Consider the following 25467-nt stretch of genomic DNA (forward strand, 5'->3'; position numbering starts at 1 on the left):
TTAGATATGGAATTTGTTGCTAATTAATTTTTCTCTTAATTCTTTAACTGAAGATGTAGCTTCATCTACAAACTTGACGTAATCATTATGAAAGCTTAAATCGAACTTTTCGTCGTCATTTTCAATTTTTAATTTGTTTTGGTTTTCTTTATATGCTTTAATTTCTAAATGGATGGCCCTTTCTGCATTCCAATGGCTGATCATTCTATCTACATGCTGAATAATTGTATTTTTATTGATTATAAAGTACTTTTTACGGTCTCCTGTCTTTGTGTAATACTCAATTTTATTTAAATCTTGTAAATGATTAAGATGTGTGGAAATTGTACTTTTACTTGCACATAGTATAGTTACCATATCTTCAAAAGTGGATCCTTTCTTTCCAGTTAGGATTATATATGCCATAATACGTGCAGCAACAGGAGCCAATTGCTCTCTGCCCTCTAAATGAACGCCCAGTTTTTCAACCAGGGCCATTTTCTGTTTGCAGATGTTGTTTTTCATTTTGAATAGCTTTATTACTGTTTTTGGAACAAAAATTATTTGTATTCAGTAAAATAAGGCGCAAATATACTTATTGGTTCTGAACAAACCGAACTAAACGAAATTAAAGTTTTGTTAAATTGATAAGAGACCTTAAGGGCTTATTCGGAGCCCGGGAGTTCTGTAGTAATTATTAGTGGTCTATTTGGCCAGTATTCCCTCCAATTCCATAACCGGAATAGGCCCTAGTTTGGCTTCACTTATAGAATTCTTTTCGAAAAGGAAGCGCTTTTCGTATAGTTTGTCATCGGCGAAAAAAGTAACAAAGAATTCATTGTTGAAGGCCAATAAATCTTCTTGGAGTATTTCAATTTTTCGAAAGTTTTTGGCCTGAATATCGCCTAGTCCATGTCTCATGGTAGAAGTTTTACGGTCTCCTTCGTAACCATTTGAAACAGCTATGACAGCTTCAATCTTGCTGTCCCTATCGTTGATGAGGTAGGCATTCCAATTTTTTTCCAGGAATTCATCGTTCCATTCAGGGACAATGGCAACATGAACGTTTTTCGCGATCGGAATTTCTATATCTTTTTTCAATTGTACAGAAAATAATTCAGCATCCTTCCAACTAGAGTAGTTGATGAAATTTTATTAATACTAAGTTTTAAAGGTAGGCACCTTTCCAAAAAAGGGTGCTCTATATGTAGGATTGTCCCATTGGCCGGTATGCCGTGATTTCATTTAAAAAGCACTTTTAAACTGCTCCAAAAAGCGTACATCATTTTCGCTCAATAGTCGAATATCCGAAATTTGATGGAGCAATAGCGCAATTCTATCTATGCCCATGCCAAAAGCGAAACCGGAATATTCATTGGCGTCGATACCACAATTGGTAAGTACATTGGGATCTACCATACCACAACCCATGATTTCCAACCATCCGGTACCCTTGGTCATTTTGTAATCCGTTTCGGTTTCCAGTCCCCAGTAAACGTCTACCTCGGCACTGGGCTCGGTAAATGGGAAGTAGGACGGCCTTAGCCTTATTTTGGATTTTCCGAATAGTTCGGTCGTAAAAAATTGTAAGGTTTGCTTTAAATCTGCAAAAGACACATCCTTGTCTATGTAGAGTCCCTCTACCTGATGAAAAAAGCAATGGGAGCGAGCGGATATAGCTTCGTTCCTGTAAACCCTGCCCGGGGAAATAGTCCTTATGGGAGGTTTGTTATTTTCCATATAGCGCACTTGCACCGATGAGGTATGGGTACGCAACAAAATATCAGGATCGGTTTGTATAAAAAACGTATCCTGCATATCCCTTGCCGGATGGTATTCCGGAAGGTTTAGAGCGGTAAAATTATGCCAATCATCTTCTATTTCCGGTCCTTCGGAAACATTGAACCCAATTCGGGAAAAGATGTCGGTGATCTGATTTTTAACGATCGAGATCGGATGGCGCGTTCCAAGTCCCAAGGGCTCTCCCGGTCTGGTTAAGTCCCCATAAATTCCTTTTTCCTCTTTCTTGTTTTCAAGGGCTTCCTTTAAAGCATTTACTTTTTCGGTAGCAGCGGTTTTTAGTAGGTTTACGGTTTGTCCAAACTCTTTCTTCTGCTCGTTGGGAACATTTTTAAAATCAGAAAAAAATTGATTGAACAACCCTTTTTTTCCCAGGTACTTTATTCGGAATGCCTCTATGGCCTCCATATCGGTAGAAGAAAAATTTTCTACCTCGGTTATATGCTTTTTTATGGTATCGATCATGTTATTCGGCTAATGCCGCAAATTTAAGATAATTACGGCATTACCGACTACATATTTCGTCATAAATTGGATAAGAACCTAAGCCAAAGCCTCCACCTTTTGTTCAACTGGCATTTTGTTTAAGTACGCAATACATTCATCAAAAGTGTTGAATATGTGTTCCTTTGGTATTAAATCAGGTATTAGATCTACGCGCTCCATCATGTAACGTGGTTGATCCAGAACATCTACCAATAATACTTCGATCTTGGAATTAAGTAAATCTATAAGTACATCCTCCAAGGTGTAGAGACCGGATTGGTCCATATACTGCATTCGGTCCATACGAATTATAACCGTCTGTGCCGTTCTTGGAATTTGGTTTGCCAAAGCCTGAAATTCACTTGTGGAACCAAAGAATAGAGGACCTTTAATATGTTTTATAAAAACCTTTTCTTTCAAATGTTTCGGGAAATTGGCTTCATCTGCCCATCCTTTTTCATGTTCCAAGGTTTTTACATCGGACCTTTCTGCGGTAAGATCCCCCATTTTTTTCATAAACATCAAAGAGGCAATTACTAGACCAACGCCTACGGCATATACCAAATTCCATACGGAGGAAAGAACAAGTACCACAAGCATTATAATAACTTCAGAACTTAACTTAATGGGACCCAGGCTCATGTCCTTAGGTAAACTTGGTATGGCTTTTAAACCTTTATAATCCATTACACCTATACCAACGGTCACCAATATTCCTGCAAGTACGGCGGCTGGTATTTGCGACGCCACTGGTCCCAAAGCTAAGAGAATGATCAATAACAGTACACCTGCAACCATACCCGATAATTTGGTTTTCCCCCCAGCATTTATATTTACCACTGTACGAATGGTGGCTCCGGCTCCGGGGATTCCTCCAAAAATAGCGGCTATACTATTGCCAATACCCTGACCTACCAGTTCCTTATTGGGTTGATGTTTTGTTTTGGTCATGTTATCCGCTACTACAGACGTCAAAAGCGAATCTATGGCCCCCAATAAGGCCAATGTTAGGGCTGTAAAGATATATGGCGTTACCGATCCGAGTTCAAATGCGGTGAATATTTCAAGGTTGGGCACTGGGAAACCACTAGGTATTTCTTCAATAGGACGATAGTTGAGTCCAAAGCCGTATGCCACTCCCGAAACAACGATAAGGGCTACCAATGCGCTTGGGATGGCAGTGGTAATTCTTTTAAAGCCGTATATAATTGCAATTGTTGATAGGGCCAGGATAAGTTCCAGCCAATTGATGTTTTGCATGGCCCTGGGAAGGACTTTTATAGTGCCGAAAACCCCTGATGCCTCAGTTTTTGCCAAGGTGCTGGCTTCTTTGTTTATATCATCTTGGGTAATTTCCTCTGAACGTGCTATGGTTTCCTCAAAATCTTCCAAAACCAATATGCCTTCCCCTGCCTCTTCCTTGAGAATGTTTTCTAAGATAATTTCTTCAGCCAGGGGTTTGTATTGTGACACAAACTCGGCGTCCTCTTTTGGGTAATACCCTATGGACGGTAAAATTTGGGTAACCAAAATGATGACCCCAATTGCCGTCATAAAACCGGAAACTACAGGATAGGGGATGTAGCGAATGTACTTACCTATCCCCATAAGCCCAAGACCAATTTGCATAAGGCCGGCCAATAAAAACACAATAAGAATGGCGGGAAGTGCCTTTTCTATGCTACCGTCATTAAGTGCCACAATACCTGCAATAACCACCATACTTACAGCGGTCATTGGAGCTGTGGGTCCAGATATTTGAGTGTTGGTTCCTCCAAAAAGTGCTGCAAAAAAACTGATGAATATTGCTCCGTACAGTCCGGCACTTGGTCCAAGTCCGGAACTTACACCGAAGGCCAAAGCCAATGGAAGAGCTACAATACCTGCTGTAATGCCACCAAAAAGGTCTCCTCTAAAATTTGAAAAAAGATTTTTCATAATATTGAATTTAATGCTAGGTTAGTTTAAGCAATAGTTACAAAAGATTGAAACCAACCTTTGGTTTCAATAGGAAGAAGGCCAATTTGATAACATTGGCCTTCTTTGTCATTGGGGTATTATTCGTAAAAAACAACTTCACCATTGGAAACATCATACATGGCGCCAACAACTTTTATTTCGCCATTTTCTTCCATTTCAGTTAGAACAGGGCTGTGCTTACGTATATTGTCCATAGTTAAATGCACATTCTTTTCAGCCACTTTGTCTACAAAATCAAGGTTTTTGGAATTTCTTAAATTCTCATCGGAAGGCTCTGTAACTGCCTCTACTGCAGGTTCTATCTTATTGATCAATGCGGTAAGATTACCCAATCTTGCATGATCACAAGCTCCTTTTATAGCACCACAGCTTGTGTGGCCCAAAACAACGATCAGTTTGGTTCCTGCTAGTTTACAGGCAAACTCCATACTCCCTAAAATATCTTCGTTGACAAAGTTACCGGCTATTCGAATGCTAAAAATATCACCAAGACCTTGGTCAAAGACCAATTCGGCAGAAACCCTGGAATCGATACAACTCAAAATGGTTGCAAAAGGAAATTGACCTTCACTTGTATCGTTAACCTGTTCCAGTAGGTTTCTATTGGCTTTTAAATTACCTTGAAATCTTTGATTGCCCTCTTTCAAATATTGCAACGCCTTGTTCGGTGTCATTGTTGCTTGGGTTTCTCTTGTATGTGCTTTCATATTTATCTATTTTAATTATGCGATTTTTAGTGTTGTGTTAAAACTGTAATGGGTGTGTTTTTCCCCGGTTACCAAAAGGTTAATATCTGATTTTCTTACCATATCATATATATTCAACAGTCTGGAAAGATTTTCTTTTTCCTTATTTACTCCATCCAAAAACAAGAGATCGATATTACTTTTGGATAAATAGACAGGAAGATTATTTACTGTATTTTCATTCAGATCAAAGACATATTGAATGGTCTTGAGCCCTAATGAATTTTCAGTTTGTGGTAGATCGTTTGAAGATTCAACTATGTTAAACGATTTCATAGCACCTTTTGCATGTAAAAAGAGTTCTTCTGTAAAAGGCCCATTAAATAATGTTTCGGAACAATTTATGGAGCCTATGCCTATCTTCATACCTGGTTCCAGGCCTTTGTCATGTGGAACGATCAAGACAGTGCCCTTAAAAACACTTAGGACAAAGTTTATGGTTCTATTTTCAGCCGTATTAAAATGTTTGCTCTTGTGCCTTCCCAAAACTATTACGTCAGGGTTATTTTCGTGTAGATACCTATCAATCTCATTTCTAATATTGCCAAAGGTACTGGAATAATTAACAGGTACCCCGTAATTTTTAATTATGGGCGATAATATGTCCTTCATACGTTTATTGGCCAGCATATATTCACGATTTAAGGAGCGCATGGCCGATAATTGATTTTCTTTCTCCATAACCGCCGTGGGCTTTGTTACGGTAAACACTTCAATTTCCCCATTGATCATGTGGGCTAAACTAATGGCACTCTTTAATAGGCAGGATATATCTTCTTGTAAATCCGTGAATAAAGCTATTTTGTGTTTGTTTGTTTTCGTGTCCATTAGCTTAAACTTAAATTAGATTTGGGTCTTGTTTTAAAGAACTCTGTAAAACTTAGCGGGTTTTCAACTACCCCGCGCTTGGAGATGAGTTGAATGTCTATATTGCGCTCTTTCGCCTTAACCGAAAAATCGTCTAGAATTTCAATAATATCAAGATCTAGATATCTTGTCTTTAGGAGATTTATCTCTAGATAGGTGTCCCTTGGCAGGCTATCCAATTCTTTAAGAATGGCACCTTTATTAAAAAAGGTTACTTCTTCTGCAAGGGTCATTTTTATCCTGTGCTTTCCATTACTTACATCTTCCATATGAAGAAAATGGGAGTTCTGATAGCTTTTCAATAGGATAACCACAATGCCTACCACAAGGCCAAGACTTATGCCAACAAGTAAATCTGTAAAAATGATACCAAATACGGTAACCGAAAATGGCACAAACTGCTTCCAACCCAATTTGTACATTTTCGTAAAAAGTGCCGGTTTGGCCAATTTAAAGCCCACGACAAAGAGTATGGCCGCTAAAACAGAAAGAGGTATCATATTCAATAATTTTGGAATAAGAATAACCGAAATAAGTAATAGGAAGCCGTGAAATATAGCGGATAGTTTTGATTTTCCACCTGATTGGATGTTGGCAGAACTTCTAACGATTACTTGGGTAATGGGCAGGCCTCCAATTAATCCGGATATAATATTCCCCGTACCTTGTGCAAGCAGTTCGCGGTTGGCCGGTGTAACATTTTTTTCAGGATCCAACTTATCGGTGGCCTCAACACATAATAGTGTCTCAAGGCTGGCAACCAGAGCAATGGTAAATGCGGTTATCCATACGTCAGGGTTCGTTACTGCCGCGAAATTTGGAAAACTGAACTGCCCGAAAAAAGAAGCGGCATCTTCTGGGATTGGTACACTTACCAAGTGATCGGAAGAAATTGCCAAATAGGTACTGTTTTGCGTTAAAACAAAAAATATGATGCCTACTGCAACGGCAACCAAAGGCCCTTGGATAAGCTGGAAAATCTTTCCTTTTTTGGAAAGTACCTTATCCCATAACAATAATATGGATAAACCAACAATGGCTACCAGCGTTGCTCCGGGGCTAATATTGTTTACGGTATTTAGGATTTCTGAAAAGGTGTTCTCTCCATCTACTTGAAAAAAGGCCCAATCCCCTTCGGGGTCCGGATCGTAACCAAAAAAATGAGGAATTTGTTTTAGTATTATAATAATACCTATACCTGTCAGCATACCTTTAATTACAGATGAAGGAAAATAATATCCAATAATTCCAGCTTTTAGAATTCCGAATACCAACTGAATAATTCCACCCAGTACCACCGCGACCAAGAAGTTTTCAAAACCTCCCAATGCACCAATGGCCGTTAATACTATGGCGGCCAGACCAGCGGCTGGTCCACTAACACCAATTTTGGAGCCACTTAGCGCTCCAACAACAATACCGCCGATTATACCGGCAATTAAACCTGAAAATAAAGGGGCCCCACTGGCAAGGGCAATACCCAAACAAAGGGGTAACGCAACAAAGAATACAACGACACTTGCGGGAAGGTCGCTTTTAAAATTTTTGAACATATATAAAAAAATAATTTGGTCCTTAATGGAAATCAAGGACACGTTTTAATTAATCGAAAAAGTTTAACTTAACTGATAGGATTAACTAATATGTTCAGGGGGAGGTAGTAGAATTTTTTGGGTGAAGTTAATATGTCCCATGGGGCAATATATACCCATTGTAGATTTTTGGGACAGGGCTATTAAAGAAAAATCTGTGGAACTATCGTTAACGAATTTCTCCTGTAAGGGAGATTTCTTACCCGTTTCCTGCTGTTCCTCTTCGTTAAGGTTGGTAACAATAACGGGATTGTCAACATCTAGTAAAGTGATTGCGCTCGGAGCCACTATGGCAAATAGCCAAAGGGATAGTAAAAGTATACGGGCAAAAACTTTCATAGAATTACAACTTATGGCAAATATAACACCAACGGTTTTATTAGACGTTAAAGAAATACTAAAAATCCTTAAGGATTTTTATATCCTCTGCTGGAATCCAACCCGTGGTGCCATCGGAAATTTCAATTTTTTTCCAGTCATTTAATTGTTCCAGTACATTTACCTTGGTACCGGCATGTAAATTAAAAATGGCCTGACTTCTATCGTTGGGCTCGGATTTAATGCCAACTTCTTCCGAAAAAACTATGGCAGGTTGTTCCGATTGAAAATTAGAGAATTGTAAATAGGCCACTATTACTGCCAGCACTGTCAACAGAAGAAAAATAAGGCTGCATATAAAGGCTATTCTTTTTTGGGAAGAAAATGTGAAATAATAAAAGGCGATATAACAGCATACAAAGAGCATCATAAAGCCAACTGCCACATAGGCCCATTGGTCAAATGAGAGATATGTAATAAATTTTTTGTACAATTTGGAAATTGCGGTCTGGGGAAGGGGCTCAATGGCATCCAAAGTCATATTTTGTGCATAGGCCAAATTATTCTTAATGTCGCTATCATTTGGTTTTAATAATAGCGCCTTCTCGTAGTAATAGATACTGGGGGCAATTTTGTTAAGTTTGTAATAGGTATTTCCCAAATTGAAATAGAGTTCTGCCGAATGCTCCCCATTTTCCAATATCTTTAAATAATTGTTAGCAGCTTTTGTATATTCTCCTTGGTTGTAAAATGTAGTAGCGTCGTTAAACAGTTGTTCGTTTTGGGAAAATCCCAAGGTACATACCAAATAGGTTAAAATAGTTAATACACGTACCATTTCTTAAATTTGTTTATCGAGTTGTGAAATAACCTCGCTCGCTTTATTGTAATCCTGTTGCATTTGGACATCAGAGAATGGGCTATATCTAGCCATTTCGCAATTTTGTAGTAAGCCTAAGAAACCCTCCCTGGTAGTTTCGTCCACATTTTTTTCATTTAATAAAGAGGCTATTTTATCCTTGCTGAATTCTGATGTCTCTATTTTAAGTTTGGCCTTCAAATAATTGTGCAGCGCCTTTTCCAAGGCCACATAAAATGATTCTTTGGATCCTAAGGCTTTTTTGGCTGCGGAAAGGTATTTCTTTGCCAGTTTATTGGCGCGTTTAATTTTGTTTCCTTCCACATCACTGGCAATGGCCTCTCTTTTTTTACCAAGGAAGATTGCCAGGGGAATTAATAAAACCGGAAGCAGCAACCAAAGAAAAAAGTTGGTAGACCCAAAAAAGTTTTGATTGTTGATGGCTGATAGATTTGGTTTTATCTTATTGAATACAAATTGATCTCCCGTAGCCACAACCCTTTGTTTATTATGGGAAATAGGACCATTGTTGTCTGCGGCTGCGCTAGTGGGGCCTTCCAGAACATTGATCATAATTTCTCCGGAGCTTAGGGTTTGATATTTTTCAGTCTTTGGGTTGAAAAAGCTAAAGGCTATACTGGGAATGGGATATTTGCCCTTAAATGTAGGAACAACCGTATAGCTATTGCTTACATTTCCCTCCATACCAGATAGGGTAGTACGAACACTTTCATTGAACTCCGGGTCATATACTTCCAAGGAACTTGGGAGATTCAAACTTGGAATTTCGAAAAGTTTTAAATTTCCCTTACCACTTATGGCTACTTTGGCCTGAAGGGATTCGGATGCGTTAAGATGCGTTTTACTGGTGGTCACCGAAAATTGGAATTCTCCTACTGCACCACTAAAATCGGCAGGTTTGCCTTGTGTAGGCAAAGGTTTCACATTAATGGTCCTATTGCCTGCGGATACGGTCTTGTTGGTTTGGGCAAATATTCTTCCTCCAAAGAAATCCCGTTTGTTGGTAGGGACCTGAAGACTTACATCCAGGGAAAGCGGTTCAATTTCCAATTCTCCCGTTCTCTGTGGATATAAAACTACCCTTTTCAAGATTACGGATCTATAGGATTTGCCGTCATAGGTAGTATTCTGTACATCGTATTTGGTGACCGGAATATCCTGGCTCCAAAAATTGTTGTATTTTGGGTTGTCCAGCGCCCTAAAGTTGGTTACGTCTATGGAAGGACTTGCGTATAGTTTATATACCACGGTAACCGCTTCATTTAAATATGGGCTGGTTTTGGATATTTCGGCTACTAGATGTAAACTTTCATCGGCAACATCATCCACCGTTTTTTCACCGTCCGGTCTTTCAACGGCAGCGGTAACCTCTACCTCCTTGGGGAGCGATTTGTAGGTTTCCCCCTTGATGACAATGGTGGCCTGCTTTATAGTGAATTTCCCCCTTGCCGTAGGTGCCAAGGTATAGGTGTATGTTTTGGAAAAGCTCCTTACTCCGTTTACCCAGGAGGAACTAATGGACTGTGATGGTCCCATAAGTACCCTGAACCCCTCAAAATCGGGAGGAACAAAATTATCCCCATCCCTGTTCATGGTAAAGTCTACCCTGAGACGTTCGTTAATGCCCAACACATCCTTGCTGAGATTCATTTCGAAGGTAACGGTTTCATTATTCTGGGCATGCAAGAACAGGCCGAGGAACAACAATGAAAATAACGATATGTATCTTTTAATGTTCACGTGTATTACCAGTCTTTTTCATTTTGAATTTTTGCACCCTTTACTTTTTGTGCATCAATTTTTTCCTGTACTTTTTTCTCTTCGTTCTGCATGGCCTCCAACAAATTTTTCACTTGTTGGGGAGATAATTGGTTAGGCCTTGGTTGTTGTTGCTTCTGCTCTTCTGCCTTATAAGGCTCGTCGTTTTTCTCTTCATCCTCTCCTTCACCTTCTTTATTGTCTTCTTTCTCTTCTTCTCCCTTATCACCTTCCTCTTTATTCTTGTCGTCCTGGTCCTCTTTTTGGTCTCCTTTATTGTCTTCGTTCTGGTCCCCTTCCTTTTTATCCTCGTTCTGGTCCTTCTGATCTTTTTGGTCTTCCTGGTTCTGGTCGTCCTTATTCTGGTCGTTTTTTTGTTCTTCTTCCTGCTGTTTTTTCAGCATTTCCTTGGCCAAAGCCAAATTGTAACGGGTCTCCTCATCCGTAGGGTCATTTCTCAAAGCTTCCTTATAGGCATCTACCGCTTTTTGGTACTCTTTGTTCTTCATAAAGACATTGCCCATGTTATGGTAGGCCCTGTGCTTGTCTTTTTTGTTGGTGGCATTTTCTCCTGCCTGCTTAAACCTGCCAAAGGCTTCGCTATAGGTTTCGTTTTCATAATAGGCATTTCCCAAATTATAGGGTGCAATACTACTTTCCGCATTCTTGGAGATGGCCCTCCTATAATTGGCTTCGGCATTTACAAAATCACTTTCGGAAAGGTCTTTGTTTCCTTCCCAAGTAAAATTGTTGGCAATTTTAAGGGATTTCTCTTTTTCCTTATCCACTTCCTGAGCTTGGACAAGGCCTCCGATCAATATAATGATAAATGCTATCTTTTTCATAATCCTTCTACGCTTATCGCTCGTTAAACAGATTCAATTTTTTAAGCCATTTGGTTTTCCTGTCCAGGACAAAAATGTCTAAAAATAAGAATAAAAGCCCTGCGGCCAAAAACCATTGGAACTGATCTTTGTATTCGGCAAATTGTTTGGCCTCAAATTCTTTCTTGTCCATCTGGTTCAATTGCTCCTTGATGAAGGCAACCGCTTCTTCCGTGTATTCCCCGTTTATGTATTCCCCATTGCCCTCGTCGGCGATTTCTTGAAGTACCTCTTCATTTAATTTTGTAATGACCACTTCACCTTGGCTGTCTTTTTTTAGGCTTTCAACAATACCGTTTCTTTTAAGGGGTATGGGAGCTCCCTTTGTTTTTCCTACCCCAATGGTAAAAACCCTTATTCCTTCATTGGTAGCATCTTCAACAGCATTGGTCACATTGCCTTCGGAATGGTCTTCTCCGTCCGAGATAATGAAAAGCACACGGTTGGTTTGTTCCTCATCGTCATAATAGGTCGATGCCAATTCGATTGCTTGGTCAATGGCCGTTCCTTGGGAGGAAAGCATATCGGTATTCATGTTTTGCAAAAACATTTTGGCAGCCCCGTAATCGGTTGTTATGGGAAGTTGGGGAAATGCCTGTCCGGCATACGCTATAATTCCAATTCTGTCACTCGCCAATTGATTGATGATTTCTGAGACCAAACGTTTTGCTTTTTCCAATCTATTGGGGGCTATATCCTCGGCCAACATACTTTTGGAAACGTCTACGGCAAATACAATATCGACCCCCTCCCTCTTAACCGTTTCCAATTTGGTTCCGATCTTTGGGTTGACCAAGGCCATGGTTAAAGAGGCTAATCCCAATAAAATAAAAATTAATTTTAAGGTGGATTTAAAGTTGGACCTGTCCGGAGTCAATCGCTTTAAAAGAGAAAGATCGGCAAATTTTCTTTGTGTACTTTTTTTCCAAATTTGAAGGAGTACAAAGAGAACTACCATCACTGGAATGATGGATAACAGATATAAATATGATTTTTCGTCTAACTGAATCATTTTGTATTCTTCCTTTTTAAATCAATTCCCCGGAAACCTAGTTCCTTGTTATTAGATAAAACTCCTGAACAGGGTGTTCCTTGCCAGCCATTCCAACAAGAGCAAAACCCCTGCCAAATAGACCCAAGGTCTAAATTTTTCTTCGTATTTGTAGTATTTAAACTCTTCTACCTCAGTTTTTTCCAACTTGTTTATCTCTTCGTAAATAGCCTCTAGTTTTTTGTTGTCGGTAGCCCTAAAATACTGCCCGCCGGTTGTTTCGGCAATAGATTTCAAAAGGCTTTCATCTATTTCCACTTCCCGCATTCCATATCGGAAAGATCCGTCGGCATTATATGCTATGGGAGACATGGCGTTTCCATTGGTCCCAAGACCAATGGTGTAGGTTTTGATGCCGAATTCCACTGCCAAATCTGCGGCAGTTTGGGGCTCTATAAACCCCGAATTGTTTACTCCGTCCGTGAGTAGTATTATTACTTTGCTCAAGGCTTTACTTTCTTTCAGTCTATTTACCGAGGTGGCAAGTCCCATCCCAATAGCTGTTCCATCATTTAATTGCCCATAAGTTATTTCGTCCAAAGCCCTTAAAACTATGGATTTATCACTAGTAATAGGTGTTTTGGTATAGCTTTCGCCTGCATAAGCCACCAAGCCGATCCTATCGTTTGGTCTTTCGTTAATAAAATCGGCCGCTACTTTTTTAAGCGCTGCCAATCTATACGGCTTTAGATCTTTTGCCAACATACTTGAGGAAACATCGATGGCCATAACAATATCGATTCCTTTTGTAGTTTTGGTCCTGGTGGAGATATCCTCGGTCTGTGGTCTCGCCATGGCAACTATGATCGCCGCCAATGCCAACAAGCGCATAACAAACAACGCCGGTTTTAATTTGGGCAATATGCTGCCTTTGGGAAAGCCCTTGATGCTCGAAATTTTTAAAGAAGCGGTCTGTTCCTTTCTTTTAAAGAAATACCAAAGCATTGCCACTGGAAGTAATAATAACAACCAGAAAAACTGTGGGTTCGCAAAGGAAATATTCTCAAACATCTATAAGCTCGTTTTTACTTCTACTGAGTTCAAAATTCGGTCTACTATCTGGTCTGCATAATTGTCATCTGCCAACCATGTCAAGATTATATTTTGCTGAAAACCTTTACCGCCAAAAAATAGGACCACATAGTTCCCGGAGATCAATTCCTTGGATTCGGGCACGGCAAATTTTCCACTTCCGTACAGTTTAACCCCTTTAACCCCTGAGAGGGTAGTAAAAGCTTCTTGCTTGGTAGTGATGTTCTTGGCGCCCTGATTTTCAAAATTTTTCAATATCTGTTCGGAGGCCTTTTCAAAATCAGGTTCCTCCGGTTGTGCCAGGGTAATGGAGGTGGCACCAATGGTAAACAGTCCAATGGAGCTCCTATAGGCAAATCCCTGCATTTCCTTGATAGAAGCTTTGGCTTCTGGTGGGAGTTTTACGGCTTGTCTCAACAGGACTTTTGGGGTGTATAGACTAATGGGTGGGTAACCGTAATCGCTTTGTACCCATTCCCCTTCCAATAATTCTTTGGTCGGGTGTCCCAAAACCGTATCTTTTACCTGTCCAAATCCGTAGTAACCTATTGCCGCTACAGTTGAAAATAACAGCACAAGGACCGTAGTGACAGCAATGATCACCAATTTTTTCTTGTGTTTCTTGCGTTCCAACTCTTCCAAATATTCTTCCTGTTGCAACAATTCCTCTTCAGTGGGCTCCGGAATGGCCTCTTTGGTCTTGATTACAATCTGCTCCACAGATTTTCTATCCTGTTCGGCTACGGAGGACTCTGGCTTGGATTTTGCAAATTTCACCAAATCGGAGGTCTGTAAAACTTTTTTGAACTGTTGTATGGTCTCCTGGTCCAGTTTCAACTGACCAGCATCCTTCATCATCTCCAATTTATCTATCAATTGGTCCGTAGTGCTTTCCAATGCAGTGACATGAACATCTTCTTCCAGATAGGAACGAACAATGTCCGTTAATTCGGAATAATAGGATTTATAATCGTCCTGGATTAAATATTTTGATTTTTCCAATTGTTTTAAACCAAGGATAGCACGGTCAAAAGGAGGCAATAGGGCTACTTTTTCCTCTTCGCTCAATGGCTTTTTCCTGAAAACGAACCAATATAAGGCCGCCCCGGCCAGTATCAAAAAACCTAGTACCCAAAGGAGAATTCTCCAAAGTGCCCCGTTGGATTTTTCCACATTGATAATGGGCTTTATATCGTACATCTTCTGTGCCAAGGTATCTACCGGTACTGTAGCAACATCAATTTTTATGGAATCCGTGAAAAACGGTTTTCCGTTTATCATAATCTGTTGTCTTGGCAGGGTGTAGGAGCCTGAATCAAATTGGGTAAGGGCATAGATCTTCTGTAAGGTCATCCTATCCAATTTTTTAACGGTATCGGTCTTTAGGGTCTCTACGGTTTCCAGAGGGGAAAAGGTTTGGCCTTCCGGGAAGATTACCTGGGCGGTTGAATCTGTTTCCACGGTGACCTTAAAATTAATCTGCTCACCAATCTTTATATAGGTCGTATCCACCCCGGACACAATGGTGGGGGTGTTCTGGGAAAATCCATGTGTCGAAGCAAATAGCAGACACAATGCAATATATCGCAAAAAATACGAATAACTATTTATAATGCTCAAATTTAAGTTCCTCATTTAAATCAACCTCTTCTCTTAAAATAGCCCAATAATTTCTTTACATAACTTTCATCTACCCTACAGCTCAATACGCCACAACCTGATTTGGTAAAAGTTTCCTGAAAATAGGCAACACGCTCACTATAGTGTTTGCCATAGGCCAACCTTACCTTTTTGGATTGGGTATTTACCAATTGAATTGCTCCCGTTTCGGCATCCTGCATTTGCACCATGCCTATATTGGGAATGTTTTCCTCTCTTTCATCAAAGACCCTAATTCCGGTAAGATCGTGCTTTTTACCAGTAATACGCAAGGTTTGTAGGTAATCATCGGTAATAAAATCCGAGAGTACAAAAACAATGGCTTTCTTCTTCATTACGTTGGTCAGGAATTTAAGCGCAGCGCCCAAATTGGTCTTAGTACTCTTGGGCGTAAACTCCAGTAATTCCCGTATTATTCTAAGGGCGTGACTTTTTCCTTTTTTAGGGGGAATGTAAAGTTCCACTTCATTCGTAAACAAAAGGAGTCCAACTTTATCGTTGTTCTGAAGTGCCGAAAATGCCAGCGTAGCGGAAATTTCTGTAATGACTTCCTTTTTAAATTGATTGCTGGTGCCAAAAAGTTCTGAACCACTCACATCTACCATTAACATCATGGTAAGTTCCCTTTCCTCCTCGAATACTTTTACATAGGGTTCGTTATAGCGTGCGGTTACGTTCCAATCTATGGACCTAACATCATCGCCAAATTGATATTGGCGTACTTCGCTAAAAGTCATACCCCTACCCTTAAAAGTCGAATGGTATTCCCCTCCAAAAATATGGTCGGAAAGACGCCTCGTCTTTATCTCGATCTTGCGAACTTTTTTTAATAATTCCTTGGTATCCATTTTCAGTTTGCAGTTTGCAGTAAAAAGTATTCAGGTACAGTTTTAAGGATTAAAGTCCATAAGCTGTAGTCGGATAACTGTAGACTGATTAAGGTACTTCAATTTCGTTTACGATCTTGTTTATTATTTCTTCCGAAGTAATGTTTTCTGCCTCGGCCTCATAGGTAATACCGATCCTATGGCGCAAAACGTCATGGATTACTGCCCTTACATCTTCCGGAACAACGTAGCCCCTTCTTTTTATAAAGGCGTAGCATTTGGCAGCTACGGCTAAATTGATGCTACCCCTTGGCGAGGCTCCGAAACTAATCAAAGGTTTAAGGCTTTCTAAATTATATTTTTCCGGGTATCGGGTGGCAAAAACAATATCGAGAATATATTTTTCAATTTTCTCGTCCATATACACATCCCTTACCGCCTTCTGGGCACTGAGAATCTGTTTAACGCTAACAACGGGTTTTACCTCTTCATATGCGCCCTTAAGGTTTTGTCTGATAATTAATTGCTCCTCGCTAAGTTTAGGGTAATCTATAACTGTCTTTAGCATAAATCGATCCACTTGCGCCTCCGGTAAGGGGTAAGTTCCTTCTTGTTCCACCGGGTTTTGTGTAGCCATAACCAAGAAAGGCTTGTCCAACACAAAAGTTTCATCACCTATGGTAACCTGCTTTTCCTGCATGGCTTCCAAAAGGGCCGATTGCACTTTGGCAGGGGCACGGTTAATTTCATCGGCCAAAACAAAATTGGCGAATATGGGCCCTTTCTTAATGGAAAAATCGTTCAATTTCATATTGTAGATCATGGTACCAACAACATCTGCCGGCAGAAGATCTGGTGTAAATTGAATTCTGCTAAAGCTTCCTTGTACTGCTTTCGCCAAGGTGTTTATCGCCAAGGTTTTTGCCAAACCTGGAACACCTTCCAATAGAATATGGCCTTGCCCTAAAAGTCCAATAAGCAATCGCTCCACCATATGTTTTTGTCCTACGATTACTTTGTTCATTTCTAAAATAAGTAGGTCGATAAAAGCACTCTCTTGGGCAATTTTCTCGTTCACGGCACTGATATCTACCGAAGTATTTTCTTCCATATAATCCTTTGTTTTGTTTTGTTTACAATGGTTAACACCAAAAGTGGATGCAAATTGAAAATTTATTTAGTTATTGGCTGTTAATGTATGGTTAAAAGTTAAGCAATGGGTCCAGTTTTATGAACTATTTAAGGGAATTATTCATAATTTCACAAACATATGAAAAATAAAACATCTTATTTTAAATTCCTTATAGGTACAATTACGTGTGGCAATTGAGGTAGCGGGCTTGCTGCAGGGAAAGGATCTATATTAACTGGTCGTTCAAAGGTACAGAGGAATACCACTGCCAATTAAGCTGATATTTATGGCTCACTTGGCAATTTATCGGTTTATGAAAACACCTCTTATTCTGCAGAAATAGTTCATGGACAATTTGGCCTTAAATTGCCTCCTTTTCCAATCTGACGGATGCGGTAATGAAGGCCTTGGCTATAGCCCATTTTTGGGGGAATTTTTTTTTCAATTGGCTAGGGGAATAAGACAATAGGACGTTTTAAATGCGGACCAACCGCATTGACGGAAATAAAATAAAGAGCTAATTTTATGAGTATTACCAGTAATGAGAAACCAACAGCATTTATAACGGGGGCTACAAGCGGAATAGGACTTGCAACCGCCAAACTTTTTGCTTCCAATAGGATTAATTTAGTTATTTGCGGCAGGCGGGAAAAGCGCCTGAGCGAGCTTAAAAAGGAACTGTCCAGACATACGAAGGTTTTTACTTTGGAATTTGATGTACAGGATAAAAAAGCAGTTTTTGAAGCAATTGCTTCCCTTCCGGAAGAGTTTTCCGATATTGATATTCTAATCAATAATGCAGGCAATGCCCATGGCCTGGATTCCATAGAGGAAGGAAGTGTGGATGATTGGGAGGCAATGATCGATATTAACGTCAAGGGCCTTTTATATGTTTCCAAGGCCATAATGCCGAAAATGATCCAGAAGAAGTCGGGCCATATTATAAATATTGGCTCCATTGCGGGTAAGGAAGTGTATCCCATGGGCAATGTGTATTGCGCCAGTAAATACGCTGTGGATGCCTTGAACCAGGGGATGAGAATAGATTTAAACAAATACGGTATTCGGGTTGGGGCCATTCATCCGGGATTGGTGGAAACGGAATTCAGTAAGGTCCGGTTTAAGGGCGATAATGGCAGGGCCTCGGCAACTTATAAGGGTTATGAGCCGTTGCAACCTGAAGATATTGCGGATGTTATCCATTTTATGGTTACCAGGCCTTCCCATGTAAATATTGCAGATTTATTAATTTTGCCTACGGCACAAGCGAGTGCTACTATTGTCAATAAGAAATTATGATCAATAAACGCCTGCTCGTAAAAAACCTATTGGCCCATAATGATGAGAATAGCTTTTATGATAAAAAGCGTTTTATAGATATAGGACAAAGGGAGGGGAAGGCCAAATTTTTGAAACATGTCTGTGCTCTTGCCAATAGCAACCCTCAGAATAATTCCTTTATCGTAATTGGGGTAGAGGATGTAGACAATGAAATTGTGGGGGTCGATTTTTTTGATGACAGCAAGATCCAGAACCTAGTAAACGCCTACTTGGACAATCCCCCACGGATTACTTATGAAAATATTCCATTTCCGCATTTGCCTATGGGCAAAGTGGTTGGCTTGGTAACTATCAGGTCGAATGGGAAAGTTTGTTCATTGCGAAAAAATATCTGGAAGTATTATGGGGGATCGGTATTTTTTAGGGACGGCAGCATAAGTATGCCAAAGGCTTATGGGATTGAGTTGACGGATGTAAATGCAGATGTTGTGGCAACCATTGAAAAGCATGCCAAAAACAATATTGAACTTACCTTGGATGGCGTAATCGATTTTTTAAACGAAAGGCATAAGGATCTGACCAGTAATTATAAGGTTTTTAAGGAGCAATTTGTAGTTTGTTGGGCGGGGCATCAGAAAAAAGTAAAGGATGAAACCTATTATTCCCGTGTGGATATTGAATTGATCAATGAACAGGTGAAGTTGTTTTTTTCGGAGTTTGATGAAATTACGATAACTTATGATGAAAATTCCTTTACTACCATAGAATATGTGCAGCTGGGGTTAAGCAGCCAACAAAAATATTATCCGTTGGAAAAAGTGGTAATAACCTTTTCTGATAATGGCACCTATACCATTCAAAGCGATTTGATATTTGAACCTCCCTTATACGATAAAAAAACGCTACATCATATATATAACACCAATGTGGCAATCCTTAAGAAAATTGAAAAGAAAGTTCCTTTGACCCCAAATGAGGAAAAGGACTTGGACTTGTTGTCCGATACGTTTTTAATTTGCTATGTCAATGGCTTTGAGGAAGCCAAGGATATTATGGAAGATGCCAAGCCGGTAATGAAAAAGTACGACCTTCCGGTGTATCAATCCATAAAAGAATCCCTTCGCATCATTAGGAAGATGAAGTATAATTAGGGGTTATCGGCCATAATATTTATAACTGGTCCAATTGCTGCTGCGTGGGCAGAGGTTCTATGGCCCCGTAATTTGTGGTCGTAATTGCACCGGCCTTATTGGCTAGTTGTACCATGTTTTCCAAAGGTCCGGAATTGGACAAAAGGGTGTCCAAGTTGGTGGCCAGGGCAAGTTGTTTCAACAAGCATCCAATAAATGCATCGCCTGCACCCGTGGTGTCGACGGGACTTACCTTAATGCTCGGAATTATTTTTTGAATTGAAGGCGTGCTTAAATAGGTACCCTCACCACCTAGTGTAACCGTAATGATTTTGGTGCCCAGTTGATGCAAAAAAGAACATGCTTCCTCTATGTTTTGCTTTCCGGAAAGTAATTGTGCCTCTTCCAAACTAAATTTACAGAGTTGGGATTTTTCAATAAAAGGGATACATTTTTGTACAAAAATGTTTTCTGTTCCTTTCCAAAGATCTGCCCTAAAATTAGGATCGAAGGATATAAAGCTATTGTTGGTTGTGGCTTCTTGAAGATAACGCAAATAAGCATCCTCCAGACTGCCCCCCAAAAAGGAGGTGGCGGCCCCAAAATGCACAATCTGATCCTTGAATAGTTTGCTAAGGCGGCGATCGTATGTTAATTCTTTGTCCGCTCCACGGCTAAAAACAAAATCGCGCTCGCCATCTTCTGCTAACGAAACAAAGGCCAGGGTAGTAAAAGTATCGGACCGCTGTGCCAGGGAAACGTCCACCTGTCCTTTTGTTAAGGTATTGATTAAAAAAGTGCCAAAGGGATCTTTGCCAACACATCCAATGAAATAACTTTTGCCTCCAAGTTTGGATATTGCCGAGGCCACATTTGCCGGGGCACCACCAGCTTTTTTTGTAAAATTGTTGGCTTTTGCCAGGTCGTTACCTTGCTTTTCCGCTACAAAATCTATTAATAATTCCCCTATACAGAAAACGTTTTTCATCCTTTGGTTTTAATTGATCTATCTAAAATAGATAGAAAAATGCAGTAATACTAAAAACGTCCCCAAATGTATGAATTTGGGGACGTAACTTTTAGAATTTAACTGGTGTTTGCAATGGCTTACCCGCATTTGGACGAACCACAGTCCTTACATGTAAGACATCCCTCTTGGTAAATCAGATTCTTTGAATTACAGGAATCACATTTTTGACCCTTGGCCTCCGTGCCATCGGCTACATATCTTTTGAGCGCTCTTGCAACGCCATTTTTCCAAGTGTTGATAGATTCACTATCCAGTTGTAGGCTATTGATAAGGTCTACCACTTTTTCTATTGGCATGCCATGACGTAGCGTACTGGAAATCAATTTGGCATAGTTCCAATATTCGGGATTAAATTTATGGGATAGTCCTTCTATGGTTGTTTTGTAACCTCTTTTGTTCTTGTACTGAAAATCATATCGGGAGGAGCCGTCTTCGTTTCTACTTTTTATAATTACACCGTTGTTTACCCATCTAGGAATTAAAATACCGTCCTCATCATCGGCCATACCGGTAAAAATTTCATAGGGCTGGTCGTTGATCAGGCCAATAAAGGCGATCCACTTTTCTTTGTTGTTTTGTAGTCGCACTACATCGGCTTCTAAAATTTGGGGGCGTTTTGTGGGGAAATGGGTAAGGGATTCCTCATTATCCGATTTTTTTGATTCATTGGAGATCAGTACACCGGATCTGGAACCATCCCGGTAAACGGTTACACCCTTACACCCGGCTTTCCAAGCTTCCAAATAGAGTTTGCCGACCAATTCTTCCGATACCTCGTTCGGAAGGTTTATGGTGACGCTTATGGAATGGTCAACCCATTTTTGAACGGCACCTTGTAAACGGACTTTGCTCAACCAATCCACATCATTGGAGGTAGCTTTGTAGTACGGGGAATTTTCTACAATTTTTTGTAATTCCTCTTGGGAATAATTTTTTTCGGTATCAATTCCTTTGACGGACATCCATTGTTTAAATTTATGATGGAAAACCAAGTACTCTTCCCAAGAATCCCCTACTTCATCCACAAAATCAATGCGGACATCCTTGTCATTGGGATTAACTTTTCTACGGCGTTTGTATACTGGTAGGAAAACCGGTTCAATGCCGGAGGTGGTTTGGGTCATCAAACTTGTGGTGCCTGTAGGTGCAATAGTCAATAACGCAATATTTCTTCGGCCGTATTCCAACATTTCATAGTACAGTTTATCATCGGCTTCCTTTAGTCTTAGGATAAAGGGGTTGTTCTTTTCCCTTTCGGCATCAAAAATTTCAAAGGCTCCTCTGTCTTTGGCCGTATGTACAGAGGCCCTATAGGCTTCCAGGGCAATGGTCTTGTGTACTTCAATTGAAAATTTGTTGGCATCTTCACTTCCATAACGCAAGCCAAGTGCCGCCAACATATCTCCTTCGGCAGTAATGCCTATTCCTGTTCGTCTTCCCTGCTGGGCCTTTTCTTTGATGTTGGTCCATAAATTATATTCCACGGCTTTTGTGTCATCCAATTCCGGATCGGCTTTTATTTTCTCCAGGATCACATCTACCTTTTCCAATTCAAGGTCTATAATATCGTCCATAATACGCTGGGCTGCCGCAATATGTTCTTTAAATAGTTTAAAATTAAATGTCGCCTTGTCTGTAAATGGTTGATCCACATAAGAGAAGAGGTTAATGGCCAACAAGCGACAGGAGTCATAAGGACATAGTGGAATTTCGCCACAGGGATTGGTGGACACTGTCTTGTAACCCAGATCTGAATAACAGTCCGGTACGGATTCCTTTATAATGGTGTCCCAAAACAAAATACCGGGCTCTGCCGATTGCCAAGCGTTGTGGACTATTTTGCCCCAAAGTTTTTGGGCATCTATAGTTTTGGAAACTCTGGGGTTGGGGCTTTGGACAGGAAATTTTTGGGTGTAAGGGCTTCCACTCTCAACAGCTTTCATGAAATCATCGTCCATTCTAACGGAGACATTGGCTCCCGTTACTTTACCCTGTTCCATTTTGGCATCTATAAAATCTTCCGCATCAGGATGATTTATGGAGACCGATAACATTAAGGCCCCCCTTCTGCCATCTTGGGCCACTTCCCTGGTTGTATTGGAATATCTTTCCATAAACGGTACAAGGCCGGTCGAGGTCAGGGCCGAGTTTTTTACGGGCGACCCCTTGGGCCGTATATGGGATAGATCGTGGCCAACTCCACCGCGGCGTTTCATAAGCTGTACCTGTTCCTGGTCTATTTTCAAGATTCCCCCATAGGAATCGGACTGGCCGTCATTGCCTATAACAAAGCAATTGGACAGGGATGCAATTTGAAAAGGATTGCCAATACCCGCCATTGGGCTACCCTGGGGGACTATATATTTAAAGTTTTTTATCAGGCTAAAAACTTGATCTTCATTAAGGGGGTTTGGATATTTTTGTTCAATTCTGGAAATCTCCTTGGCTATCCTGTGGTGCATATCATCAGGGGTGAGCTCATAAATATTCCCTTCGGAATCTTTTAGGGCATATTTGTTTACCCATACCCTGGCCGCAAGGTCATCACCTTTAAAATATTCTAAAGAAGCATTAAAGGCTTCTTCCTGACTGTAGGTCTTTTGTGGCCCTTGGGCGATTTTAGTTGGCATATAATGTTTTTTAAGGGTTGTTGTAACAATTGGAATAAAGAACAAAAGTATTAAAAAAAATGGAAGGAAAAACATGATAATTATCATGAAAGTTTGCAAGAAAATTGAGTTTAAATACTTAAAATCAACAAAGTAGGTAATTATTAACAGTAAAAAGTTAACAAATAAATTATACTTTTTTTTAATTTAATTTTATTAACCTATCATTTTAAAGGGATTCTGGATCTGGAAATGGGAAGGATTTAAATTTTGGACGAGATGTTTCTACCTGGTTGATTTTTGATCAAAGCGCTTCCAATTGGTATGGGGTTACAATGGATCCGGATTTGTACTTAAATTATCCTGGTTAATCTAAATTTTAGTTCTTTTTACCATGGATATTAGAGGGGTATTTGCGATTTTTGTAAAATGAGAACATTGGTAATCGGAGACCTTCATTCTGGGTTAAAGGCTTTGGAGCAGGTATTGGAAAGGGCAAAAGTGAGTCCTAGTGACCACCTTATATTTCTGGGGGACTATGTGGATGGGTGGAGTGATGCTGTGAATACGGTAAATTTTTTAATGGAGCTTAGGCAGACCCACAAATGCTCGTTTATCAGGGGAAATCACGATGAACTTTGCAATGATTGGTTGAAAAGTGGAGAGAATAATACACTTTGGTTGCAACATGGAGGGAGTGCTACCCAAAATTCTTATCGGTTGGTGGACGATAAAATAAAGGAAGCCCACATACAATTTTTCGATAATTTGGAGAATTATATTCTGGACACTGAAAATCGCTTGTATATCCACGCGGGATTTACTAACTTAAGGGGTGTGGGCCACGAGTATTTTTCCAAAACCTATTATTGGGATAGAACACTTTGGGAAATGGCCTTGTCATTGGATCCATTACTGACTGAAGAGGATAAATTTTATCCTCAAAGGTTAACACATTATAGGGAGATTTTTATTGGCCATACGCCGGTGACAAGGATTGGGAGGACAACTCCGAAGAATGCTGCCAATATTTGGAATGTAGATACAGGGGCGGCCTTCAGAGGTCCTTTGACTATTATGGATGTTGGATCTAAGGAATACTGGCAAAGTGATCCGGTGTATTTGTTTTATCCCTCCGAAATGGGAAGAAACTAAATTTTACAGTCCGTAGGGACGGATTATCAAGATTATTAAGGATATTTACATAAAATTTGAAGAATGTCTAATAAGAACGTTAGAATAGAAGTAATGAAGTCCATTGAGGATAAGGTGGATGGTTTTATAGACCAGTACCTTATACCTATACAGGACATTTGGCAACCCACAGATTTTTTACCGGATACACAAAGTGAAGGCTTTATGGATCACGTAAATCAGATACGTGAGGAAGCCAAGGAACTGGGATATGATCTATGGGTTACCTTAGTGGCGGATACGATTACGGAGGAGGCACTCCCTACTTACGAATCTTGGCTAATGGATGTTGAAGGAATAGATCAGCACGGAGAAAACAAGAATGGTTGGTCCAAATGGGTACGTCATTGGACGGCTGAGGAAAATAGGCATGGCGATGTGCTGAATAAATACCTTTATTTGGCCGGAAGGGTCAATATGAGGGAGGTGGAAATTACTACCCAGTATTTGATTGCCGATGGTTTTGATATTGGAACCGATAGAGATCCCTATAAGAATTTTGTTTATACCTCTTTTCAGGAGTTGGCCACCAATATATCACACAAAAGGGTGGGTCAAATGTGCAAAAAGGGTGGTAATTCGCTTCTTGGGAAAATGTGTACCATTATTGCTGGAGATGAAATGCGCCATCATTTGGCCTATAGGGAATTTGTTAAGGTGATTTTTGAAAACGACCCAAGCCAGATGATGTTGGCCTTTGCCGATATGATGAAGAAAAAGATTGTTATGCCTGCCCATTTTCTAAGAGAGTCTGGTGGAAGCATAGGGACCGCTTTTGAAAATTTCTCCAACTGTGCCCAAAGATTAGGGGTTTATACTGCCCAGGACTATATAGATATATTGAAAAAACTCAATAGCTATTGGGAATTGGATAGTATTCGAAGTCTTAATGACGACGCGGAAAGGGCAAGGGACTATTTAATGAAATTGCCGGATAGGTTGGAGCGAATTGCTGGCCGGATGAAATTCCCAGAAGACAACTACAGGTTCAAGTGGGTTGAGGCCAATGGAAGAATGGTTTAGCAAAAAGATTTCTAGAAGATAAAAAGACCCCACTTAAGGTTATAAGTGGGGTCTTTTAATTGTTTTTGTCAGCAATGGTCAGTTGATTAGGCACTTTCAGGAGTTAGCTTAATTTTGTAGAACACATAGAATATTAACTGCCCTTAGATTTTATTTAGGGGCATTTTTTTATGCCCGATCATGATTTTTGGACAGGAGGTATGCTCTTG

22 protein-coding genes are annotated in these 25467 nt (G+C 40.1%); 4 read left to right on the plus strand and 18 right to left on the minus strand.

Annotation, left to right across the window (positions count from 1 at the left end; all coding sequences use genetic code 11):
- From QSE00_RS01950 to QSE00_RS02025, 16 genes are all read right to left on the minus strand, one after another.
- Positions 1 to 504 carry a GbsR/MarR family transcriptional regulator gene (locus QSE00_RS01950; RefSeq protein WP_110354377.1) on the minus strand — a complete coding sequence of 168 codons (504 nt, stop codon included), beginning with the start codon at positions 502 to 504 and terminating at the stop codon, positions 1 to 3.
- Between the two features lie 180 nt (positions 505 to 684).
- On the minus strand, positions 685 to 1080 hold the full coding sequence (locus QSE00_RS01955) for a hypothetical protein (protein ID WP_286104694.1): 396 nt from the start codon (positions 1078 to 1080) through the stop codon (positions 685 to 687).
- A gap of 144 nt (positions 1081 to 1224) precedes the next feature.
- Entirely contained in the window at positions 1225 to 2244 is a 1020-nt protein-coding gene (gene pheS / locus QSE00_RS01960; protein ID WP_110354379.1) for a phenylalanine--tRNA ligase subunit alpha, read from the minus strand.
- A gap of 78 nt (positions 2245 to 2322) precedes the next feature.
- Complete coding sequence (locus QSE00_RS01965) at positions 2323 to 4203, minus strand: SulP family inorganic anion transporter (RefSeq protein ID WP_286104695.1); 1881 nt, start codon at positions 4201 to 4203, stop codon at positions 2323 to 2325.
- 119 nt (positions 4204 to 4322) lie between these two features.
- Positions 4323 to 4952 (minus strand): carbonic anhydrase family protein, encoded by a 630-nt coding sequence (locus QSE00_RS01970; protein WP_110354381.1) that lies wholly within the window; start codon positions 4950 to 4952, stop codon positions 4323 to 4325.
- Between the two features lie 15 nt (positions 4953 to 4967).
- On the minus strand, positions 4968 to 5819 hold the full coding sequence (locus QSE00_RS01975; protein WP_286104697.1) for a universal stress protein: 852 nt from the start codon (positions 5817 to 5819) through the stop codon (positions 4968 to 4970).
- Entirely contained in the window at positions 5819 to 7411 is a 1593-nt protein-coding gene (locus QSE00_RS01980) for a SulP family inorganic anion transporter (protein ID WP_110354781.1), read from the minus strand. Before QSE00_RS01980 ends, QSE00_RS01975 begins: the two co-directional genes overlap by 1 nt.
- Before the next feature lie 81 nt (positions 7412 to 7492).
- The gene (locus QSE00_RS01985; RefSeq protein ID WP_110354383.1) at positions 7493 to 7789 is read right to left on the minus strand and encodes a hypothetical protein; all 297 of its coding nucleotides are present in this window, start codon (positions 7787 to 7789) and stop codon (positions 7493 to 7495) included.
- Positions 7790 to 7847: 58 nt separating this feature from the next.
- The gene (locus tag QSE00_RS01990) at positions 7848 to 8606 is read right to left on the minus strand and encodes a tetratricopeptide repeat protein (RefSeq protein WP_110354384.1); all 759 of its coding nucleotides are present in this window, start codon (positions 8604 to 8606) and stop codon (positions 7848 to 7850) included.
- Between the two features lie 3 nt (positions 8607 to 8609).
- The gene (locus QSE00_RS01995; RefSeq protein WP_286104698.1) at positions 8610 to 10388 is read right to left on the minus strand and encodes a BatD family protein; all 1779 of its coding nucleotides are present in this window, start codon (positions 10386 to 10388) and stop codon (positions 8610 to 8612) included.
- A 5-nt stretch (positions 10389 to 10393) separates the two neighbouring features.
- Complete coding sequence (locus QSE00_RS02000) at positions 10394 to 11251, minus strand: tetratricopeptide repeat protein (protein ID WP_110354386.1); 858 nt, start codon at positions 11249 to 11251, stop codon at positions 10394 to 10396.
- Between the two features lie 13 nt (positions 11252 to 11264).
- Positions 11265 to 12302 (minus strand): VWA domain-containing protein, encoded by a 1038-nt coding sequence (locus QSE00_RS02005; RefSeq protein WP_110354387.1) that lies wholly within the window; start codon positions 12300 to 12302, stop codon positions 11265 to 11267.
- A gap of 51 nt (positions 12303 to 12353) precedes the next feature.
- Positions 12354 to 13352, minus strand: a complete 999-nt coding sequence (locus QSE00_RS02010; protein WP_286104699.1) for a vWA domain-containing protein — start codon at positions 13350 to 13352, stop codon at positions 12354 to 12356.
- Positions 13353 to 15008: a hypothetical protein gene (locus QSE00_RS02015; protein WP_286104701.1), complete on the minus strand. Its 1656-nt coding sequence runs from the start codon at positions 15006 to 15008 to the stop codon at positions 13353 to 13355. It lies immediately after the preceding gene.
- A gap of 5 nt (positions 15009 to 15013) precedes the next feature.
- Positions 15014 to 15880: a DUF58 domain-containing protein gene (locus QSE00_RS02020; RefSeq protein WP_110354390.1), complete on the minus strand. Its 867-nt coding sequence runs from the start codon at positions 15878 to 15880 to the stop codon at positions 15014 to 15016.
- 88 nt (positions 15881 to 15968) lie between these two features.
- Positions 15969 to 16970, minus strand: a complete 1002-nt coding sequence (locus tag QSE00_RS02025; RefSeq protein WP_110354391.1) for an AAA family ATPase — start codon at positions 16968 to 16970, stop codon at positions 15969 to 15971.
- Between the two features lie 546 nt (positions 16971 to 17516).
- Here QSE00_RS02025 and QSE00_RS02030 point away from each other — a divergent pair.
- Positions 17517 to 18290: an SDR family NAD(P)-dependent oxidoreductase gene (locus QSE00_RS02030; RefSeq protein WP_286104702.1), complete on the plus strand. Its 774-nt coding sequence runs from the start codon at positions 17517 to 17519 to the stop codon at positions 18288 to 18290.
- Positions 18287 to 19423: an ATP-binding protein gene (locus tag QSE00_RS02035; protein ID WP_110354393.1), complete on the plus strand. Its 1137-nt coding sequence runs from the start codon at positions 18287 to 18289 to the stop codon at positions 19421 to 19423. Before QSE00_RS02030 ends, QSE00_RS02035 begins: the two co-directional genes overlap by 4 nt.
- A 19-nt stretch (positions 19424 to 19442) precedes the next feature.
- On the opposite strand, the gene QSE00_RS02040 is transcribed toward QSE00_RS02035, so the two are convergent.
- Positions 19443 to 20390, minus strand: a complete 948-nt coding sequence (locus tag QSE00_RS02040) for a carbohydrate kinase family protein (RefSeq protein ID WP_286104703.1) — start codon at positions 20388 to 20390, stop codon at positions 19443 to 19445.
- 119 nt (positions 20391 to 20509) lie between these two features.
- A complete protein-coding gene (locus QSE00_RS02045) occupies positions 20510 to 23062 on the minus strand; it encodes an adenosylcobalamin-dependent ribonucleoside-diphosphate reductase (RefSeq protein WP_286104704.1) in 2553 nt (850 codons plus the stop codon).
- A gap of 408 nt (positions 23063 to 23470) precedes the next feature.
- On the opposite strand from QSE00_RS02045, the gene QSE00_RS02050 reads away from it, so the two are divergent.
- Together QSE00_RS02050 and QSE00_RS02055 are read left to right on the plus strand one after the other, a co-directional pair.
- Positions 23471 to 24196: a metallophosphoesterase gene (locus tag QSE00_RS02050; protein WP_110354395.1), complete on the plus strand. Its 726-nt coding sequence runs from the start codon at positions 23471 to 23473 to the stop codon at positions 24194 to 24196.
- Between the two features lie 63 nt (positions 24197 to 24259).
- Positions 24260 to 25258 (plus strand): acyl-ACP desaturase, encoded by a 999-nt coding sequence (locus QSE00_RS02055; protein ID WP_110354396.1) that lies wholly within the window; start codon positions 24260 to 24262, stop codon positions 25256 to 25258.
- The last annotated feature ends 209 nt before the right edge of the window (positions 25259 to 25467 follow it).

This window comes from Arenibacter flavimaris, from assembly GCF_030291335.1.
GTDB lineage: Bacteria > Bacteroidota > Bacteroidia > Flavobacteriales > Flavobacteriaceae > Arenibacter.

Coding starts and splice junctions, on each gene's coding strand:
- QSE00_RS02020 (WP_110354390.1), bottom strand. CDS start 15,880: ATGGATACCAAGGAATTATTAAAAAAAGTTCGCAAGATCGAGATAAAG.
- pheS (WP_110354379.1), bottom strand. CDS start 2,244: ATGATCGATACCATAAAAAAGCATATAACCGAGGTAGAAAATTTTTCT.
- QSE00_RS02000 (WP_110354386.1), bottom strand. CDS start 11,251: ATGAAAAAGATAGCATTTATCATTATATTGATCGGAGGCCTTGTCCAA.
- QSE00_RS02030 (WP_286104702.1), top strand. CDS start 17,517: ATGAGTATTACCAGTAATGAGAAACCAACAGCATTTATAACGGGGGCT.
- QSE00_RS02050 (WP_110354395.1), top strand. CDS start 23,471: ATGAGAACATTGGTAATCGGAGACCTTCATTCTGGGTTAAAGGCTTTG.
- QSE00_RS01990 (WP_110354384.1), bottom strand. CDS start 8,606: ATGGTACGTGTATTAACTATTTTAACCTATTTGGTATGTACCTTGGGA.
- QSE00_RS01965 (WP_286104695.1), bottom strand. CDS start 4,203: ATGAAAAATCTTTTTTCAAATTTTAGAGGAGACCTTTTTGGTGGCATT.
- QSE00_RS01985 (WP_110354383.1), bottom strand. CDS start 7,789: ATGAAAGTTTTTGCCCGTATACTTTTACTATCCCTTTGGCTATTTGCC.
- QSE00_RS02015 (WP_286104701.1), bottom strand. CDS start 15,008: ATGAGGAACTTAAATTTGAGCATTATAAATAGTTATTCGTATTTTTTG.
- QSE00_RS02045 (WP_286104704.1), bottom strand. CDS start 23,062: ATGCCAACTAAAATCGCCCAAGGGCCACAAAAGACCTACAGTCAGGAA.
- QSE00_RS02025 (WP_110354391.1), bottom strand. CDS start 16,970: ATGGAAGAAAATACTTCGGTAGATATCAGTGCCGTGAACGAGAAAATT.
- QSE00_RS01950 (WP_110354377.1), bottom strand. CDS start 504: ATGAAAAACAACATCTGCAAACAGAAAATGGCCCTGGTTGAAAAACTG.
- QSE00_RS01970 (WP_110354381.1), bottom strand. CDS start 4,952: ATGAAAGCACATACAAGAGAAACCCAAGCAACAATGACACCGAACAAG.
- QSE00_RS02055 (WP_110354396.1), top strand. CDS start 24,260: ATGTCTAATAAGAACGTTAGAATAGAAGTAATGAAGTCCATTGAGGAT.
- QSE00_RS02005 (WP_110354387.1), bottom strand. CDS start 12,302: ATGATTCAGTTAGACGAAAAATCATATTTATATCTGTTATCCATCATT.
- QSE00_RS02010 (WP_286104699.1), bottom strand. CDS start 13,352: ATGTTTGAGAATATTTCCTTTGCGAACCCACAGTTTTTCTGGTTGTTA.
- QSE00_RS02035 (WP_110354393.1), top strand. CDS start 18,287: ATGATCAATAAACGCCTGCTCGTAAAAAACCTATTGGCCCATAATGAT.
- QSE00_RS01980 (WP_110354781.1), bottom strand. CDS start 7,411: ATGTTCAAAAATTTTAAAAGCGACCTTCCCGCAAGTGTCGTTGTATTC.
- QSE00_RS01975 (WP_286104697.1), bottom strand. CDS start 5,819: ATGGACACGAAAACAAACAAACACAAAATAGCTTTATTCACGGATTTA.
- QSE00_RS02040 (WP_286104703.1), bottom strand. CDS start 20,390: ATGAAAAACGTTTTCTGTATAGGGGAATTATTAATAGATTTTGTAGCG.